The organism is Falsirhodobacter sp. 1013 (genome assembly GCF_051195255.1).
Taxonomy (GTDB): domain Bacteria; phylum Pseudomonadota; class Alphaproteobacteria; order Rhodobacterales; family Rhodobacteraceae; genus Falsirhodobacter.
Map to the genome: position 1 here is coordinate 16,100 of NZ_JBNJLK010000010.1, position 18,260 is coordinate 34,359.

The 18,260-nt window shown below is 69.9% G+C and carries 11 protein-coding genes; 4 read left to right on the forward strand and 7 right to left on the reverse strand.

Annotated elements, in window-relative coordinates; all coding sequences use genetic code 11:
• Positions 1 to 162: 162 nt before the first annotated feature.
• Together ACSHZY_RS13545 and ACSHZY_RS13550 are read left to right on the forward strand one after the other, a co-directional pair.
• The gene (locus tag ACSHZY_RS13545; RefSeq protein WP_435169956.1) at positions 163 to 3,312 is read left to right on the forward strand and encodes an FHA domain-containing protein; all 3,150 of its coding nucleotides are present in this window, start codon (positions 163 to 165) and stop codon (positions 3,310 to 3,312) included.
• Positions 3,313 to 3,339: 27 nt separating this feature from the next.
• Complete coding sequence (locus ACSHZY_RS13550) at positions 3,340 to 4,977, forward strand: 2Fe-2S iron-sulfur cluster-binding protein (protein WP_435169957.1); 1,638 nt, start codon at positions 3,340 to 3,342, stop codon at positions 4,975 to 4,977.
• Positions 4,978 to 5,019: 42 nt separating this feature from the next.
• On the opposite strand, the gene ACSHZY_RS13555 is transcribed toward ACSHZY_RS13550, so the two are convergent.
• The 6 genes from ACSHZY_RS13555 to tssK are packed head-to-tail and all read right to left on the reverse strand — an operon-like array spanning position 5,020 to position 14,547.
• Positions 5,020 to 6,489, reverse strand: a complete 1,470-nt coding sequence (locus ACSHZY_RS13555) for a hypothetical protein (RefSeq protein WP_435169959.1) — start codon at positions 6,487 to 6,489, stop codon at positions 5,020 to 5,022.
• A 39-nt stretch (positions 6,490 to 6,528) separates the two neighbouring features.
• Positions 6,529 to 7,263, reverse strand: a complete 735-nt coding sequence (gene tagF / locus ACSHZY_RS13560; RefSeq protein ID WP_435169962.1) for a type VI secretion system-associated protein TagF — start codon at positions 7,261 to 7,263, stop codon at positions 6,529 to 6,531.
• Positions 7,263 to 10,721 carry a type VI secretion system membrane subunit TssM gene (tssM, locus tag ACSHZY_RS13565; protein ID WP_435169965.1) on the reverse strand — a complete coding sequence of 1,153 codons (3,459 nt, stop codon included), beginning with the start codon at positions 10,719 to 10,721 and terminating at the stop codon, positions 7,263 to 7,265. The genes tagF and tssM overlap by 1 nt, the downstream gene beginning before the upstream one ends.
• Before the next feature lies 1 nt (position 10,722).
• Positions 10,723 to 12,009 (reverse strand): type VI secretion system protein TssL, long form, encoded by a 1,287-nt coding sequence (gene tssL / locus ACSHZY_RS13570; RefSeq protein ID WP_435169967.1) that lies wholly within the window; start codon positions 12,007 to 12,009, stop codon positions 10,723 to 10,725.
• Positions 12,002 to 13,198 carry a type VI secretion system-associated FHA domain protein gene (locus ACSHZY_RS13575; protein WP_435169970.1) on the reverse strand — a complete coding sequence of 399 codons (1,197 nt, stop codon included), beginning with the start codon at positions 13,196 to 13,198 and terminating at the stop codon, positions 12,002 to 12,004. Before ACSHZY_RS13575 ends, tssL begins: the two co-directional genes overlap by 8 nt.
• Complete coding sequence (gene tssK, locus ACSHZY_RS13580; protein WP_435169971.1) at positions 13,198 to 14,547, reverse strand: type VI secretion system baseplate subunit TssK; 1,350 nt, start codon at positions 14,545 to 14,547, stop codon at positions 13,198 to 13,200. The genes ACSHZY_RS13575 and tssK overlap by 1 nt, the downstream gene beginning before the upstream one ends.
• A 345-nt stretch (positions 14,548 to 14,892) precedes the next feature.
• Here tssK and ACSHZY_RS13585 point away from each other — a divergent pair, with 345 nt between their 5' ends.
• The gene (locus ACSHZY_RS13585) at positions 14,893 to 15,840 is read left to right on the forward strand and encodes a LysR family transcriptional regulator (RefSeq protein WP_435169973.1); all 948 of its coding nucleotides are present in this window, start codon (positions 14,893 to 14,895) and stop codon (positions 15,838 to 15,840) included.
• Positions 15,833 to 16,792 (forward strand): LysR substrate-binding domain-containing protein, encoded by a 960-nt coding sequence (locus ACSHZY_RS13590; protein ID WP_435169976.1) that lies wholly within the window; start codon positions 15,833 to 15,835, stop codon positions 16,790 to 16,792. Before ACSHZY_RS13585 ends, ACSHZY_RS13590 begins: the two co-directional genes overlap by 8 nt.
• Here the strand turns inward: ACSHZY_RS13590 and ACSHZY_RS13595 are convergent.
• A complete protein-coding gene (locus ACSHZY_RS13595; RefSeq protein WP_435169977.1) occupies positions 16,773 to 18,224 on the reverse strand; it encodes a PLP-dependent aminotransferase family protein in 1,452 nt (483 codons plus the stop codon). The genes ACSHZY_RS13590 and ACSHZY_RS13595 overlap by 20 nt on opposite strands.
• Positions 18,225 to 18,260 lie beyond the last annotated feature (36 nt).

The window sequence follows — 18,260 nt, forward strand, 5'->3', positions numbered from 1 at the left end:
CCCGGCACAGGAAGGGGGCGGAGCCGTATCGTCCCCTGCATATCCGATGGCGGCGGCCGCGCCTCATGCGTTCTCGTCATGGGCACATGCCAAGGCGCCGCGTATCGCGTCAAGGCGCGCCGGCGATAAGGTTCCTCCGACCCCTATCGCACGAGTTGATCCATGTTCGCAAACCTGCCTGAACGCAACATGCTGACGGTCCGCGGACTGCTGCTGGCCGGCTGGCTGATCCTGATCGGATCGCTTCTGTGGGACCCGTTCTCGGCCGCGCTGACGGAGGCGACGAATGCGGGCAGCCCCTTCCGCGTCGGGCACGAGGCGGTGCCGGTGCAGGGCGTAAGCGTCACCTCGGACCCCTATCCGATGGGCGCGCGGATCTTCTGGACGATGATCGTGCCGATCCTGCCCCTGTTCCTGATGGTCTTCGGGCACGAGGCGTGGCGCCGCATCTGCCCCTTGTCCTTCGCGTCCCAGATCCCCGGCTATCTGGGCCTGACCCGCGGCCGCGCGCGGCTTGATCGGCGCACGGGCACGCTGGACCGCGTGGTGGCGCTGGTGGAACGCGACAGCTGGCTGGCGCGCCACGCGTGGTACGTGCAGTTCGGCCTGCTGTTCGCCGGGATCACGGCGCGGCTTCTCCTCATCAACTCCGACCGCTATGCGCTGGCGGGGGCGCTGCTGGCGGTGATCGGGGCGGCCATGCTGACGGGCGTGCTGTGGGGCGGCAAGACATGGTGCAACTATTTCTGCCCCGCCAACATCGTGCAGAAGATTTACACCGAACCGCGCGGCCTTCTGGAAAGCGCGCCGCACCTGACGCGCCCCGCCCTGCCCCAGTCCATGTGCCGCAAGCCGACGCCGCAGGGCGACCGCAGCGGCTGCGTGGGCTGCACGGTCAATTGCGGCGACATCGACCTCGAACGCTCCTACTGGCAGGGGATCGAAAATCCGCACCGTCGCAACACCTACTACATGTTCCTGGGGCTCATCATCGGGTTCTACGGTTACTATTACGTGTATTCCGGAAGCTGGCGCTACTACTTCTCGGGCGTGTGGACGCATGAAGCGAACCTGCGCGACCGCATTCTGGGGCCGGGCGTCTACCTGTCCGGCGAGGCGCTGGCCATTCCGAAGCTGGTCGCCGCCCCCCTGACGCTGGCGCTGGCCTGTGCCACGACCTTGGCCCTGGGCCGGGGGCTGGAGGCCCTTTATCGCCGCTTCCGCCGCGGCCAGCGTGGTTACACCGAAGCCATCGTGATGAACCATTGCCTCAGCGTCAGTGCCTGGGCGTCGATCAACACCTTCTATCTGTTTGGGGGGCGCCCCAACCTGTCGTTGCTGCCCACGGCGGGCGTGCGGGTGGTGGACCTTCTGATCATCGCGCTGACGACGCTGTGGCTGCGGCAGGTGCTGGCCCGCACCCCCGACCGATACGAACGCGAAAGCATGTCGTCGCGCCTTCTGGACCAGCTGCGCCGGATGCGGATCGACATCAGCCGCGTGCTGGGCGGGCGCAGCATCGACGACCTGAAGCCCGACGAGGTGTTCGTTCTGTCGAAGGTCCTTCCCGTCGTCTCGCACGAAGAACGGGTGTCGGCCTATCGCAACGTGCTGGGACAGGCCGTCAGCGAAGGCGGCACGGCCAGCGCCGGCACCCTGAAGATGCTGGACGAACTACGGGTCCAGATGGACCTGACCGAGGAGGAGCACACCCGCATCGTCGAAGAGCTGGGCGTCACGCAGGCCTTCGAGGCCAGCCGCGCCCCCGTGACCGAGGAGGAGCGGCGCGAATCCTGGGACACCTACCGCGACATGCTGGGCAACCTCGTCGCCTCGCGCGTGGCGTCGGGGCGGTCGATGGACGAAAACCTGGCCGATCCCGAATTCCAGCAGATGACCCGCATCCTGCGCGACAGCCTTCAGATCGACGAACGCGGCCACCTGTCGGCCTTGGCGCATCTGGCCGAACCCGATGGCGCCCTGGGGCGGATGCTGCAAGCCGCGCTGGACAAGCTGATCGCCGAACGGGGCTTCCAGTTCGCGCTGGCCACCGCCGACATCCGCGATCCCCTGGGTGCGGCGCTGGTCGAACTTCTGGCCGACCGGCTGGGCCAGCGGGAAAGCGACCTGTGCGACAGCGCGCTGCGGCTTTTGCGCATCTTCGGAAACAGCCCCATCGCAGAGGAGCATGCCCGCGCCCTTCGCGCCGTGACCGGCAAAAGCATCCTTGCCCGGCTGGAGGCGCGCGGACCCGGCGACCAACCGTGGCACGCCGCGATGGAGCCGGAGATCCTGTCCATCCTGAAGGGTGCGGGGGCCGAGGGAACGCGCCCCGCCTCCCGCCAGGTGCTGCTGGCCGGTCTGGACGCCGCCGCCAACCTGGAACAACTGGCCGTGGACGATGATCCGCTGACCGCGGCACTTGCCCTTGCCGCGCTTGCGCTGGTGGACCGCCCCGCCGCGCAGCAGGTGGCCGAGAACCTGCTGAACGCCACCACCCCCCCGCGCGACCCGCTGTTGCGCAGCGTCGTGGACCGGCTGGCCGACATTGCGCCCGACGCCGCCGGCGCGCCCGAACTGCGCCTGCGCCTGCGCCTTGACACGAAGACCGAGGATCTCGTCACCGCGGGCCGCACCCGCCTGTCCATCGGATCGAGCTTCGACAACGACATCGTGGTGCCCGAAGCCAGCGCCTATCACGCGGTTCTGCGGCTGGATGACGGAGCGATCCGCCTTCAGCGTCTGGACGTGGCCGACATCTTCGTGAACGGCCGCGCGGTGGAGGATGAGACTCCTCCCTTGGACAGCGGCGTGCGGATCGGGTTCGGCGCGGACGCCCCCATGATCGAACTGACATGGGAATCCGACGCCATGGGCGGCGACCGCATGGGGATCGAGCCTGTGATGCGGCTGGCCATGCTGGGGGGCAACGCCGCGCTGCGCCGCCTGCCGCTGGAAAGGCTCGCCGCTTTGGCCACGGCCTCAACCGTGCGGCGCCACGGGGCCCATGCGCGGATCCTGTCGCAGGGGCGGCCGTCGGCCTTCCTGATCCATTCCGGCAGCATCCGCCTGTTCGACCCAACGGCGATGCGGTTCGATCCGGCGGTCTTCGGGCAGGGCGACATCGTGCCCGCGGCCCTTGCCACCCCCGACGCCCCCCTTCTGCCCGAAGTGTCGGGCGGGTTCGCCATCCTCGTGCATCTGCCGCAGGCGGCCGAGGTGGACGCCGCCGCGCCGCCCCCGCCGCGCGCGGTTCCGGCCGGCCCCCGTTCCGCCGCCGAACGGCTGGAACCCGCCTTCGACACCTTGTGACCGCCCAATCCCGCCAATGGAGTTCCCATGAACATGCCTTTCCCACACCCCACGACCGAAAGCGCGTCGCAGGCCCTGGCTGACCTGCTGTTCTCGGTCTTCGTGTATGTCGCCGATGTGGACCGTGACGTGTCGCCGCAGGACGTGCGGCGTTTCCAGTCCCTTCTGAAGGACCGCCGCTGGTCCGACAGCGAGGATCTGACCGAGGCCGCCGCCGAGCTGGCCCGCGACTATTCCCGCCGCTGGACCGCCTATGCCGAAGGCCAGAACGAACGCGACATCGACGCCCTTGCCCATGCGCTGGCCGAGGCGGAGCAGGACCTTGGCCCTGAACGGATGGGGGCGCTGCGCCGGTCGCTCGCGGTCTTCCTGCAACGGCTGGAACGCGGCACCGGCCTGACGGGGGCCGAGCCTGAAACCCGCGCCCGCGCCCGCGAGGAGTTGCGCGCCCTCATCGAAGGGGACGATCCGGAGGCGCCGCCCGTCCGCGCTCCCCTTCCCGCCGCACGGCCCGCACCCCCGCCCGCGCCCGTTGCCCCCTCGGCCTGGCCCGCCGCCGCCCTGACGCTGGGCGAGGCCGGATGGGCCGGCGGCCGGACCCGCGTGCGCTGCATCGCGATCACGCCCGAAACCCATGACGCCAAGACCTACACCTTCGTGTCCGAACCCCGCACCCTGTTCCAGTTCAAGCCGGGCCAGTTCGTCACGCTGGAACTGCCGGTGGAGGGGCGCCTGCTGCGGCGCAGCTACACGATCTCCTCCTCCCCCTCGCGGCCCTACACCCTCTCCATCACGGTGAAGCGGGTGCCGAAGGGCTGGATCTCCAACTGGCTGTACGACAACATGGTCGAAGGGTTCGAGTTCGACATCCTGGGTCCCGCCGGCCATTTCACCTGTGTGGACCATCCCGCGCAGAAGCTGCTGTTCCTGTCGGGCGGCAGCGGGGTCACGCCCGTGATGTCGATGCTGCGCTGGATCGTCGACACGGGGACCGAGGCGGATGTCGTCTTCATCAACAACGTCCGCACCCCGCAGGACGTGATCTTCCATCAGGAGCTGCTGCATCTGGCCAGCCGCAGCGCCGCCACCGTGCGGATGGCTGTCGTGCCCGCCGCCGTCCCGCCCGGCCAGATCTGGAACGGCATGACCGGCCGGTTCGGGCCGGAGCTGCTGCGCTCCCTCGCCCCCGACTTCGCGGAGCGGGAGGTGTTCACCTGCGGGCCCGCCGGCTACATGGCCGCCGTGAAGCAGACCCTGGCCGAGATGGGCCATCCGGCCGAGCGGTATCACGAGGAAAGCTTCGGCGGCGCCGTGCCCGCCCCCGCGCCGACACCCGCGCCGCCGCAGCCGCGCATCACGGCGGCGCCCGCCCCCGTGGCGCTGCCGCCCGCCGTTCCGGACGCACCGGCGGCTACCGTCACGCTGGAAGGCGGCGACAGTTTCGCCGTCCGCAGCGGCCAGACGATCCTTGAAGCGGCCGAAACCGCCGGCATCCGGCTGGAGCATTCCTGCCGGTCTGGGATCTGCGGGGCCTGCCGGATGCGCTGCACCAGGGGAAAGGCCAACATGCCCGAACAGGGCCTGCTGGGCAGCGACGAGATTGCGGAAGGCTACGTCCTCACCTGCATCGGGACCGCGACGGGCCACCTGACGCTGGACCAGTAAGGCAGGCTGCCCGCGCGGCCGGGCGCCGCGCGGGCAGCCGTCTCAGGCCGCCTGCATCCGCGGTGCCGCGATCCCGCGCAAGGCCTGCGCGTAAAGGCGGCGGATGTCGGTCGGGGCGTGATCGGCCGCGCAGGTGTCGGTGCCCGCAAAGGCGTTTCCGACATGACCCGCCAGACCGGCGACCTCCCGGGCCAGCGCCTCGGCATCGCCGCGCTTCACCAGCTCCTGCGCCGCATCGAGGAAGGCGTTGGTCCGTTCCGTCAGCCCGTCCGCAAGATCGTCGAAGAACGCCGCATCCTTCGCGGTCATCGCGGACCCTTCGGCCTGAAGCCCCGTTTCATGGGCGGCGCGGCACGCCTCGATCTGCGTCAGCGCGGTGAACAGCGCGCCTTGCACCTCCCCCAGTGCCAGTTCGGCGGCGGGAATGTCGCGAAGGCCCTTCGGCCCCTTCACGCCAAAGGTCTGCTCCAGCCGGTCCGCGTCGCCCATCACCGGCAGCAGCACCTTGGACAAGCGTTCCAGCGCCGTGAACCTTGCCGCGGCGGGATCGGTGCTCTTGTACAGCCCGTCCACCCGCACCTCCACCAGCTTGCGCGACACGTTCACGCTGCGCCCCGCCTGCGCCAGCACGTGGGAGCCGAGGTCGATGAAATGATTGGCGACCTCCGCCTCCCCCACAGGGTGCGAGGGTTCATAAAGGTCCAGCACATCGGAAATGTCGTCCCGCCCGAACCAGCCCAGAACGCCCGCGCGGGAGGCTTCCATCAGCATCCGGCTGGGCGCCGTTTCCAGAAGGGCCGGACGCAACTCTTCGGGCAGGTCGGCGAGGCGCGCCGCCAGCCGTTCCTCCATCTTGCTGGCCATCTCGGCGGTGTCCGGCATCTTCTCCTTCGCGACGCGGGCCAGAGCGGCTTGCAGGACCGTGGCGGCCTTGGTGGTGCTGTCCTTTACCGCCTTTGCATGTTCCTCGCTCAGCCGGGGTGCGGTGGGCTCGGAGGCCTCCTCGGGGGTGGCCGGCGGGGCGTCTTCGGCGGCGGGCGGGGCGATGTCGTCTTCGGCGGCTTCGTCCTCTTCCTCGCCGGTGTCGGCCAGCAGGGTCAGGGCGTCGTCATCCTCCGCCTCCAGCGCGGCGATGCGATCGGCGCTCAGCTCCTCCCCTTCTCGGATCTGCGGGGCGCCGGCCTTGAAGTCTTTGAAATACCCAAGAAGCGCCTTGCGGGCGTTGGCATAGGATCCCTTCTGCATGGACAGCCACAGGGCCCCGTCCTCGAACCACACGAACCCGGCGGTCTGGTCCTTCAACTGGTCGGCCTTGGGTGTGGTGATGCCATAGTTGCGCAGATCCGACTGCGCCTTGGCAGGCTTCAGCGCGCAGACGGCCGAGAATTTGCCCCCTTCCACCGTGCCGGTGGCGAAGGCGGACATCCAGCCGGGCTTCGTCTTGCGGATCTTCGCGGTCTTCTTCATCCGGGACAGCATGTTTTTCGCGATGGCGGGGGTGTGCTTGGGCATCGGGTGGTCCTTTCGATCAAGGTTGAAGGTGAGGAGGCGTCACGCGTCTCGATCCCAGCCCCCGGCGGGGGCCGGTTCGGCGCCGGTCGGCCAGCCATGGCTACGCCACTGGCCGTCCATCAGCGCGGGAAACAGGCGTTCGGGCAAAAGGGCGGGCATGACGGCCAGAAGGGGCGGGATGCGTCCCGATCCGGCCGTCCAGAACAGGCAAAGCCGCGCCGCCTGATCGCCGCACAGGCGCTGCGCCGTCGCGGCGGCGGCCGAGGCCATGGGCAAGGGCACGGCCAGACCCGCCAGATCGGCGGGACCCGCCGAAACGGCCGGAAGATCGGCGGCGTGCCAGCGGGGAAGAACCCGGCGGTCCAGTTCCTGCGGGTCAAAGGCAGGGTCCAGCGCATCAAGGCCAAGCGCCTCCACCGCCGCGAACCAACGGGCGGACCCGGCCATCAGGGGCAGCGGGTCGGGGGGGTGCGGAAGCTCCACCCCCAGCAGCAGGGGATAGGGGCGTCCGACGGCGTCCGTTCCGCACAGCATCACGCCGATCAGGCCGGGCGCGCCGGGCGCCAGTTCCGCCGGCAGCCAGATCCGCCAGATCGGCACGGACAGCCGCTCCCTCCATCCCCCACCGTAGATGCGGCGGACCGCGGCCAGCCCGTCCTCCACCCAGTCGTCCCAGGCGCGGCGCAAGGTCGGGGACAGGCCGCGATGAAGGAAGTCGGCCCGGCCGGGGATCTTGCCGAACACGCAAAGGCGACCTTCGGGAAGCGCGGCCATCAGAACGACTCGGGGCAGCGGAAGCCGGACAAAAGGCGCCGGTCCAGCGGGTTCAGGATCGTGTCGGACTGGATCACCAGGTTCACCGTGCGGTCGGCGATGGCGAACCGCGCCTGCAACGCCCCGTCGCGCGGATTGGTGCGGCGGTTGGCGCGGTCGATCAGGCGATAGATCGCCCAGTCGCCCTGCGCGGCGATCCCCGGTTCGCGGTTGTTCATGAACTGCGGAAAGCTGACGGAGGTCTGCCCCCCGCCGCTGGCCCCCGGCCATTGCATCCGGACCGACCGCGTGGCCGCCGCATCCAGTTCGGCGTTCTGCCCGTTCAGCATCACGCGCACGGTGGAGCGGGCGGGCGTCACCTCCGTCAGGGTGACCTGGACCCCGAAGGAGGGGCGCTGCCCGTTACCCGCGAACATGACGGACCGGATGCGGGCGGCTTGCTCCATCTCGGCCAGGGCCTTGGGATCAAGGTCCGCGATGCCGTCGACGTCGCGCCACGTCCAGCCCGTTCCCGTCCGGTCCACGATGTTGTCGAGGTTCGTTTTCGTGAATTGTTCCAGCGCGCCGTCCGGGCCGAACAGCTCCCCGAACCTTGCAAGGTCGGCCTCGCGCCGCGCGCCGCCGGCGAAGGGGTAGCGGCCTTCGGTCACCTGACGGCACAGGGCGGCCGGCCCTTCCTGCCAGCGGCGGTTCAGCATCTCGTGCGCCGATTGCGCCGACTGGTTGACCGAGGTGGTGCTGATGTCCGAAATCCAGCTTTGCACCGGTTCGGGTAGGCGTTCGGCGCTGACGGTGACCTGGCGCAGCACCAGCATCGCCTCGGCGGTGTCGTCCAGCGGGCCGTTCAGGTTGCTGGCGCTGACATCACGCAACTGGCGATACAGAAGCTGAAGATCCGCGATCACCTGATCCACCGGCGGCACCGCGTTCTGCTGGCTGTTGCCCGGCACCTCGATCAGGGCGCGGATGTCGTGGAAATGTTCGCGCGCGAAGTCGGCGGCGCGGTCGCGCGCGTCCAGTGCCATGGGATGGCCCGCGACCGGATCCTCCTGCCCCTCGGCCAGCGGCGGGGCGCGGTCGAAGGCCGTCTGCGCCACGACCGACGCCAGGAGGAGCCGCATGGGCGAGGTGGAGGCCGACAGCGCGTTCATCACCCGCAACGCGTCGCCCAGCGTCCGAAGCGGGCGCAGGGTGATGGCGGCCAGCGTCTCGTCCCAGGCCAATGACGCTTCGCGCAGGTAAAGGCCCGTCGCGTCGGCGGCCAGACGCGCGGCCATCTGCGGCGCGGGGGTGTCTGGCTGATCCTCCAGCACCCAAAGATCGCGCGCCTCGGCCTGCGCCACGGGGTCCAGGCGGGGCAGGAAGACGGTGTGGAAGCCGGCGGCGGTGAAGATGCCGGGTACGCGGGTGCCCTCGATCTCTCCGCGCCGGTCGCTGAACACAAGCCCGGCGTCCGGTCCCGCATTGTCGATCAGGCGCCACGGGGGCAGATCCTGCGCTTCGGCGGATTGCAGGATGTCCTGAAGCACCCGCGCCGCCGCCGAGCGTTCGGTCAGTGCCGCGCGCGCCCCTTCCACCTGCGCGTCGTCCAGCGCGAAGGGCGCAAAGGGCGTGACGACCAGCGTCGCCACATGGCGGGCCAAGGCGTCGCGCAGGGGGGCGTTCTCATCCCCCGGCAGGGTGGCCAGCGCTTCCTGATGGCTCCATTCCGTGATGACCTCGGGCTGCAGGGGGCCGCGGCCGCCCAGCATCAGGTAAACCTTCAGGTCGTGATAGAGCGCGGGGGCATCGTCTGAATCCCGCGCCAGCGCCTGTTCCGCCGCGAGCACGAGACGGGGAAGAAGAAGGCGCTGAAGGGCGTGGTCGTAGGCGCCCGTCGCCGCGCCCGCCAAACGGTCGGCGCGGTCATAGACGGGCTGGCCCCAGCGGTCGGCCATGGCCTGCGCCCGGGCGGCGTCCAGCTGGTCCAGAAGCGGCACGATGTCGGGAAGGGCCGGTTCCGACACCTCGGCCGGGGCCAGGGCCGTCGCCTTGGCGGACACGGCCTGGAAGGTGCGCGACAGTTCCGTCGCGGTGGCGGTGTTGCGCAGATACCCCCACAGGATGGCCGAGCCGAGGCCCAAGGCCACCACCGCCACCACGGCGTGGCCGAAAGCCAGCCCCTTGCGGCGGCGGCGCAGGCGGGCCGGATCGATCCCGACCAGCCCCGCCTCGTGGAACACCACCTCTCCGAACAGGCGGTGAAGGAAGAAGCTTTGCGTCGCGGCCTCCGCGCCCACGGGTGCCAGCGCGGCCTGCGTGCCGCTGACAAGGTAGACGCCGCGCAGCAGGGCCGGATCGGCGTAGCTGTCGGGCACGAACGCCTCGTTCATGAAGTCGGTCAGCACGTCGCGCAGGCTGGCGACGCGCTGCGGGAAGCCGAAGATCGTCCCCCGGCTGCGGCCGTCCGTTTCCTGGTGCAGCCGGTCCACCAGCTGGCCGTCCACCCGGTCCACCAGCGCGTCGAACTCGGTCGCGAAGGCGTCGCAGGGGTTGGACAGGCGTCCATCCTCCCCCGGCTTTGGCAGATCGAAGGTCACGCCCCAGACGGCGTCCCGCCCTTCACGGCCCAAAGGCGCGAAGAACTCCACGAAACCATCCACCAGATCCAGCTTGGAGATCACGACATAGACGGGAATGCGGGTGCCCAGTTCGTCGTAAAGTTCGGCGATGCGTTCGCGGATCCGGGTGGCGTGGTCGCGGCGCACGCCGGCCGCCCCCGTCAGCAGGTCCACCCCGATCACCACGAGGATGCCGTTGATCGGTTCCCGCCGCCGGTGCTTGCGCAGCAGCCGCAGGAAGCCCAGCCACGCGCCGCGTTCCGGCCCGCCCGGATCGTCCTGAAGGGCATAGCGGCCCGCCGTGTCGATCAGCACCGCCTTGTCGGTGAACCACCAGTCGCAGTGGCGCGTGCCGCCGATGCCGCGCAAGGGGGCGCTGCCGTGGCGGGCGGCCAGGGGAAAGCGCAGACCGGAATTCAGGATCGCCGTCGTCTTGCCCGAGCCCGGCGGGCCGATCACAGCATACCACGGCAACTGGTACAGCCGCCGCCCGCGCGGGGCGAAGCGGCGCTTGCGCAGGGTGGCCAGCGCCTCCTTCAGGTTGGTGCCGATGGTGGCGACCTCCTCCTCCACCTCGGCCGGGCTGGCGCCGGGGGTTCGGGGCGCATCCTCCGCCCCCTCGCCCACGAGGTTCTGCACGCGGCGGCGCACCTGTTCGTCGATCATCATTTGGACATAGCTGTAAAGGATGCCGATCACCGGCAGCACCAGCACCCCCATCACCACGCCCTTGTAGCGGTCCAGCGCGGTGTTGCCGAACGGATCGCCGAAGATCATGGCCAGAAGCAGACCCACCGACAGGACGGGCACCAGCACGATCCACGTCTTGCGGCGGCCCAGAAGGGTTTTCAGCTTCATCTCAGCGTGCCTCCTTGAACAGGATGACTTCGGTGCGGCGGTTCAGGGCGCGTCCCTCGGGGGTGTCGTTGGTGGCCATGGGGGCGGCGGCCCCGCGCCCTTCGACCCCAAGCCGGTTTGGATCGCCCATCTGCCCGCCGATCACGGCGCGCACCGCTTCGGCCCGCGCCAGCGACAGGGCGTCGTTCGACGGGAATTCCGGGGAACGGATGGCTTGGGAATCCGTATGCCCTTCGATCGTGACGGCACCGGTTTCCGCGTCCAGCGCCCGCCCGATGCGTTGAAGAAGGGGCAGGAACGCCGGGCGGGGTTCGGCGGCGGCGGAATCGAACATGCCGTCGCCCCGGATGGTGACCTTGATGCTGTTGTCATCCTCGCTGACGGTCACGAGACCTTCGCGGATCTCCGGCTCCAGGAAACCGCGCAAACGGTCGGCGGGCAGCAGGACCAGCGCGGTCACGGGGTCGCGCTTCAGCGTCACGGGGCCGGCGGGGGGGATGGCACCGGCCAGATCCCACACCTTCTGCAAGGACGGGTTGAACAGCAGCCACAAGAGCGCGAGCAGCGCCAGAAGCAGGCCCGCCGCCGCCAGCGCCGTCGCCAGCAGCGGCACGCGCAGCCGTCCGGCATCCGACGGCACGTCCACGCCCTTCCACCGCACGGCCAGATCCGTTTCAACCGGGCCGCGCACGCTGCGGATCAGGCGGTACAGATCCTCGCGCAGGATCTGCATCTCTCCCGCCCCGCGGGCCGAGATGCGGTAGCGCCCTTCGAACCCGAGGCTGAGGCAGCAATAGATCAGCTCCAGCAGCTCCACGTTGCCGCGCGCGTCGGAGCGCATCTGGTCCAGCAGGTCGAAGACGCGGTCGCCGCCCCAGGTTTCGCTGAAATGCGCCCCGACAAGGGAGCGCGAGGTCCAGACCGAACGGCTGCCCCAGGTGGAGTTCATCGCGATGTCGTCCAGAGTGGCGCACAGCACGTATTTGCTGGCCTTCATCGCCTTTGGCGCAAGGCCCAGCGTGGCCGCGCGGGTTTCGAACTGGCGGATGGCGCGGAAGGCCTCGCGGTGGACCTGTTCGGCCTGCCGCACCTGCCGGCCGGCCTTCATCTCGGCGCAAAGCTCCAGCACCGGCCCCGCCGCGATCACGAGGGGGGAGCGGCGGCCCGAGGACGAGGCGGCCCACACCACGCCCGAAGGGAGGAGCGGCGCGGGCCGGGGCGCGTTCGGCAGGTTGGCCATGGGGACGGGCCCGCGCGCGCGCGGAAGGTCGATCGCGATGTCAGCCATGTGCCGGAACCTCGGGCGGGTGTTCGTCGTCGCCCGCCAGCATCCGGATGCTGAGCGAGGCTTCGCGGTGGCGTTGTTCGAAGGCGCGGCGGAAGGGGTCCGGCCCGCCCCGCATCCGGCGCAGCTTCTGGGTCACGGAGGCGGGTTCCACGGCCTCGGCGATCGCCTGCGGGGCCAGCATCTCGGTCGCGATGCCGGACACGCGGCGCAGGCGGTCGCGCAGATCCTCCACCTGCGCGGCGATGTCGGAACAGGCGCGGGTGATCGCCATGTCGCCGGGCAGAAGGTTCGGAAGCGGGCCGCGCAGCAACAGCCGCAACATGTCGCGCGAGGTGCCGGGCAGGCTGAGGGGGTTCGTCAGTTCGGTTCCCGCACGGCGCCCCTCGGTCCCGTTCTGCAACAGCAGGTGCAGACCGGCCAGCGCTGTCGCCAGAAGTTCGCCGGCGAGTTCCAGCGTCGGCGCCTCCTGCCCCGGGGGCAGGTCGGCCAGGTCCAGCCCCGCCCCCCGGCAGAAGGCGGCGGCCAGCCCCGCCTCGGCGGCGGGCGCGGGCCTTGGGGGAAGCGGGTCGCGTTGCGGTGAGGGCTGCGGGGCGGCTTGCGGAACTGGCGCGGGAAGGCCGATATCGGCAAAGAGGTCCCAGTCATCGGGGATCGCCTCGGTCCCGGCGCGTGCGGGGGTGTAGGCGTCGTGGATCGGGTCGCGGTGGTCGAACTGGGACGCGCCCTGTTCGACGGGGAACAGATCGCCGTCGCCGTCATCCCAGGGCGGGGTCGTGTCGCCGCGCCGGATGGCATAGTCGGCGTCCTCCTCGACCATCAGCACCCGTTCCAAGAAATGCGGCTCCGGCTCCTCGGGGGGCGCCTCCTCGGCCGGGCGGGAATGGCCCAGCACGGTCAGGCGCCAGCCGCCCAGAAGAAGGCTGTCCCCGATGTCCAGCGGCACCGGCCCCCCGCCCTGCAGGGGTTCGGCGGCGTCGTTCATCACCGTGCCGCCCTGGCTGTGGTCCAGAACCTGATAGGTGCCGCGATCGTCGAAGATCAGGCAATGCACCGGGGCGGCGCTGTCCAGCACAAGGCCGTTGTCGGGCGCGCTGCCCAGCGTCAGGCGATCCTCCACCACGATCGTTCCGTCGGGGCGCAGGTTCGGCGGCAGGGGGCCTTCCCCCTCGATGGCCAGCAGCAGTCCCATCACGCGCCTCCTTCCGCCCGGGGGATCGCCCACAGGGCCATGTCAAGATCAGGGAAATCGCCCGGAACATGCAGCGCCAGCCCGCCCGAACCGCGCATGTCCTTCCAGTAGGCGCTGTTCTGGTCCAGCTGGAAGCAGACCGTCTGCGGCGCGAAGGGAATCTCGCGCGGGGTCAGGGCCAGCGGCTCCAGCCCCACGCCTGGAAGGGCCACGTTCACCAACTCGCGGATGCGTTCGGCGGGGCCGACCTTCACCTGCGCGGGGAAGTCGCGGCGCAGGCGTTCGGGCGGCGTGGCGGCCCGCACCACCAGCACGAAGCTGGCGGCGGTGAACAGGCCCCGATCCGCCACCTCGGCCATGTGGACGCCATACTTGAACTGGCGCAGCGGGATGCGCAGGGCCGTGGGCGCCAGCACCGCGTTCAGCGCGGCGCGGATCAGCACGATCAGCGGGCGGAAGCAGCCGGCCAGATCGTCGTGGTCATAGGCCGGCATCTCGGCAAAGCGCTTGTTGGCGCGGGAAAAGGTGCCAAGTTCGCCGGCCAGTTGCAGAAGCGTCGCGAAGGCCGCCTCGGGATGCAGGCGCGGGGTCTGGCCCAGATGGCGGAACAGCGGCTCGGTCCGGTTGATCAGCTGGAGGAGGAGGAAATCGCTCATCTCGGCCACGCCGCGCGATCCGGATTCGGTCAGCCGGCCCGACAGCGCCTCCCCCCGGTGGTGCAGAAGGCCCGCCACCTCGGCGATGTGGTCGGCCAGGGGGCGGGCGGCCGCGCAATCCAGCACGGGCGGCACATGGTCCGCGTCCAGCAGGATCTGGCCGTCGTTCCGCACCTCCACCACCCGCGCCACGGGGATCGAGGTGAAGCCCGCGCGGTCCGCGCTTTCGGGCAGGATGCGGAAGCGCAGGCGCATCACCTCGATCCGCGCGGGGTCCTTTTCGCCGCTGACCGTGTCGACCAGCGCCTTTTCGGCAATGGCAAAGCGGGCCGGAAGGTCGGGGGCGGGGTGATGCTCCACCTCGCTCATCCCCGGTTGGCGCAGGGGCAGGCACAGGTGGATCCGTTCGTCGCGCAGATGGCGCGGCGGCGCATAGGGGGGTGGCGCGTCGGCGTCGTCGGGGATGGAAAAGGGCGTGCCGTCATCGAGGATGCCCGCGGCCCCGATGATGCCGATGCGGCCCTGTGCCAGCATCTCGGTGTTCAGGGTCAGCTGCGTGAAGCCCCAGCCGTATCCGTGGCGCGAGGCCATGATCTGGCGGGCGAACTTCTCGTTGTGCCGATCCGCCTGCTGCAGATGCTCGGGGCAAAGGAAAAGGCCCTCGGTCCAGGCGACCCGGTTGTCCCATGACATGCGAACGCCCCTTTCGTTTCTTCCCAGGGGGCGGTGGCCTCCTGCGCTGGATCATGATTGGCACGGGGCCCGGCAGCCTGTAATCTGGGCGCGGCGACATGGGCGCATGACAAAATGGCATGGCCGCCCCGCCTTCCCCCGATCCACCGCCGGGGCATCGGGGCAATTCGACTTCGCCGGCGAACAGGGCATCTTGTCCCGGTGCCGGCCATGGGACGGGCAAAACCACACTTCCGGGGGCGCAGCCCTAAACTGTCTGATAAGCTACGCAAAAATCCGGTATGCGTGGTGTTGCCGTCCGTGAGGAGGCCGGATGGCAGCAACGATCGAAGACGAGGTTCCAGAATGAATTATGTCCCTCAATCCTACCTGTCGCCCAGGTCCGAGGGTCAGGATGCCGAAGGCCCGGGCGTGGAGATCCGCCTTGCGGGGGTCGACCTGAACCTGCTGATCGCGCTGGAAGCCCTGCTGCTTCACCAGAACGTGACGCTGGCGGCCCGCAAGATCGGCCAGACCCAGCCCGCGATGAGCCGCGCGCTGGCGCGGCTGCGCGACCTTCTGGACGACGACCTGCTGGTGCGCGGATCGGCCGGCCTGCAACTGACCACGCGGGGCGCCCATCTGGCGCGGCGGCTGCCCGCCGCCATGGCGCAGGTGCGGGAAGCCTGCCACCTGCGGCAGGCGGAATCCCGCGTCGCCCTGTCGGTCAGCGAATACTTCTCCCCCCTCCTGATGCCGGGGCTGATGCACCAGCGGCCGCAGGGCAACACGCCGCTGCGAATAGGCACGCACGCGCTGCCGCAGGACGCGCTGGACCAGCTGGAAACGCGCGCGGCCGAATTCATCCTTGGCCCGGCCCTGGCCGAGCGGGAGGGCATGGCCAGCCGTCTGGTCCACAGCGAGGCGTTCGTGACCCTTGTGGCCCCGGCCGAGGAGATGGATGCCGACATGGCCCATGCCCGCATCGATGGCGATCCCTTTCCGCAGGTCACCGAAGCGCTGCAGCGGGCTCCGGCGCGGCTGGTGGACGTGCCGGACGTGATGGCCGCCTCCCTTCTGGCGGCGCAGGGACGCGTGGCGCTGACCGTGCCGCGCAGCCTTGGCATCTGGCTGCGGCGCACGGTGGATCTTCAGGCGCTTCCGCCGCCGGTCGACCTGCCCCCCCATGGCTTCCGCATCACCTGGATGGAACGGGACCTGCCCTTGTCCCACCTGTCGCTGCTGGACCGGTTGGGCGCCTTTGCCAGCGACACGTTGTCGGCGGCCAGCGAAAGCGCACCCTCCCATGGTTGAACACCGAAGACTCGACAACCTGTCCGATCTGCGGATCGACGACATCGGCGAAGCGCAGGATCTGGGAGAGTTCGACCTGAACCTGCTGGTGGTGCTGGCGGCCTTGCTGCGGCGGCGCAACATCACCCATGCGGGTCAGGACGTGCGGCTCAGCCAGCCGGCGGCGAGCCGCGCGCTGACCCGGCTGCGCAGCATCTATGACGATGAGCTGCTGGTGAAGGCCAACCGCGCCTTCGACCGCACCCCGCTGGCGGAGGCGCTGTTTCCCAAGGTCACCTCCGCCCTGAGCGACATCGACGGCATCCTGGACCGCACCCCGCTGGCGCCGGAACGGTTCATTCTGGCGATGCCGGACCATCAGGCGCTGCTGCTGTCGGGTCATCTGGTGAACTATTTCCGCGAGGTGGCGCCGGGCACCGTCTTCCTGCCGCTGACGCGCCTGTCCAACGCGCTGCCGCAACTGGAATCGGGCAAGATCGACCTGATCCTTGGCAACATGGCCGACGCGCCCCCCGGCTTCTTCCGACGGGCTTTGCCCCCTGCACCCGTGCTGGGCCTGTGCCATCTGCAGCATCCGGCGGCCGCGGGATCGCCCTCCTATTCCGATCTTGGGCGTTATCTGTCCATCCGGATCGGGTCCAACACACAGACGGGCTTTGGCGACGTGCATGACGGGCTGGAGGCCCTGCGCCCCCCCGCCCGCGAAACGCTGACCGTTCCGGACATCCACACGGCCGCGCAGCTTCTGCTGGGCACGAACGCGATCCTGATGCTGCCCGCGCGGGCGGCGAAGCATCTGGCCGACCGCTACGGGCTGGCGACCTTCGTGCCGAAGTCCGTACCTTCGGCCGGGTACCAGATCAACCTCTTGTGGCATGAGCGGAACCACCGGGACGTGATCCATGCGGGCGTCCGCAGCATGATGGCCTCCATCATGATCGAGGGGGGGTGACGTCGGCGGCCCCGCCTTCCGCCAAGGCCGCGCAGAGGCGGAGGGCGCCGGCCTTCACCTCGGCCAGATCGTGCCCGGAAAAACCCAGAACGAAGCCGTCCTCGGCCTGCGGCTTTATCCGCGTTTCGGACAGAAGGCGCCCGCCGATCCGCGCCATGTCCTGCAGGCGGGCGGCGGTTCCGGGGGGAGGGTTGCCGATCAGCCGTGCCACGAGGTGAAGCCCTTGTTCGGGGACGGTCACCTGAAGCCGGCCTTCGGCATGGCCCTGCAGCGTGGCCGCCAGCAGGTCCCGCGCGTGGCGATAGCGGGTCCGCACGCGGCGAATATGGGCGGACAGGTCGCCCCGCGCCATCAGGTCCGCCACCGCCCCTTCCAGCAGCGTCGGGGGAAAGCGGTCCATCGCCTGCCGCGCCGCAAGCGTCGGTTCCAGCAGATCCGGCGGCAGCACCACGTATCCCAGCCGCAGCCCCGGAAACAGCACCTTGGAAAAGGTCCCGAAATAGATCACGCGGCGCGCCCGGTCCAAACCCGCCAGGGCGGTAAGGGGCGGTCCGGCGTAACGGAACTCGCTGTCGTAATCGTCTTCCAGAATCCACGCGCCCGTTCGTTCCGCCCAGGCCAGCAGCTCCACCCGCCGGGCCATGGACATCACCACGCCGGTGGGAAACTGGTGCGAGGGTGTGACATAGGCCGCCTGCGCCGCACCCGCGCGGCGCACACCTTCCGCCACGTCCAGCCCGCCCCCATCCACCGGCACGGGCACGGGCACGGCGCGGGCGCCCGCCCCCTCGATCGCCTGGCGGGCGGCGGGATAGCCGGGATCCTCCATCCACACGCTGTGGCCGGGGGCGACCACGGTGCCGAGGGCCAGCCGCAGCCCCTGCTGCATGCCGCTGACCACCACCACGTGATCCGGATCGCACAGGATGCCGCGATTGACCGCCAGATGCGCCGCGATCTGTTCGCGCAAGGCCCGGCTGCCGCGCGGATCGCCATAGGCAAGATGGGCGTCGTCGAAATGGCGCAGGTGGCGGGCCACCGCGCGGCGCAGGTCGTCACGGATCTGCGGTTCGGCATGGGTCCGGCCCAGGGCGAAGATCGTGGGCGCGGCCGTTGTTTCAACGGTCGGTTCCGTCGGCGGCCGTACGACGCCCACGGGAACGGAAGGGGCGACGAAGGTGCCCGCCCCCGTCCGCGCCTCCACCAGCTCGTCCGCCAGAAGGCGTTCATAGGCGGCGACCACGGCGTTGCGGCGCACGCCAAGCTGACCCGCCAGCGCGCGGCTGGCGGGCAGGCGGGATTGCGGCGGAAGTCGCCCCGAAAGGATGCTGTCGCGCAGCGCCAGATAGATCCGCAACACCTGCGACCCTGCGCCCCGGTCCAGTTGCAGCGGAAGATCCACAGGCCAGACATTGGTCGGATTTTTCGTCATGATGTGGACCTATCCTCAACCACTTTCTGCTTTTAT

What these genes read in the sequence shown, in the direction of transcription:
- ACSHZY_RS13545 (WP_435169956.1), top strand. Translation starts at nt 163, where the DNA reads ATGTTCGCAAACCTGCCTGAACGCAACATGCTGACGGTCCGCGGACTG.
- ACSHZY_RS13550 (WP_435169957.1), top strand. Translation starts at nt 3,340, where the DNA reads ATGAACATGCCTTTCCCACACCCCACGACCGAAAGCGCGTCGCAGGCC.
- ACSHZY_RS13555 (WP_435169959.1), bottom strand. Translation starts at nt 6,489, where the DNA reads ATGCCCAAGCACACCCCCGCCATCGCGAAAAACATGCTGTCCCGGATG.
- tagF (WP_435169962.1), bottom strand. Translation starts at nt 7,263, where the DNA reads ATGGCCGCGCTTCCCGAAGGTCGCCTTTGCGTGTTCGGCAAGATCCCC.
- tssM (WP_435169965.1), bottom strand. Translation starts at nt 10,721, where the DNA reads ATGAAGCTGAAAACCCTTCTGGGCCGCCGCAAGACGTGGATCGTGCTG.
- tssL (WP_435169967.1), bottom strand. Translation starts at nt 12,009, where the DNA reads ATGGCTGACATCGCGATCGACCTTCCGCGCGCGCGCGGGCCCGTCCCC.
- ACSHZY_RS13575 (WP_435169970.1), bottom strand. Translation starts at nt 13,198, where the DNA reads ATGGGACTGCTGCTGGCCATCGAGGGGGAAGGCCCCCTGCCGCCGAAC.
- tssK (WP_435169971.1), bottom strand. Translation starts at nt 14,547, where the DNA reads ATGTCATGGGACAACCGGGTCGCCTGGACCGAGGGCCTTTTCCTTTGC.
- ACSHZY_RS13585 (WP_435169973.1), top strand. Translation starts at nt 14,893, where the DNA reads ATGAATTATGTCCCTCAATCCTACCTGTCGCCCAGGTCCGAGGGTCAG.
- ACSHZY_RS13590 (WP_435169976.1), top strand. Translation starts at nt 15,833, where the DNA reads ATGGTTGAACACCGAAGACTCGACAACCTGTCCGATCTGCGGATCGAC.
- ACSHZY_RS13595 (WP_435169977.1), bottom strand. Translation starts at nt 18,224, where the DNA reads ATGACGAAAAATCCGACCAATGTCTGGCCTGTGGATCTTCCGCTGCAA.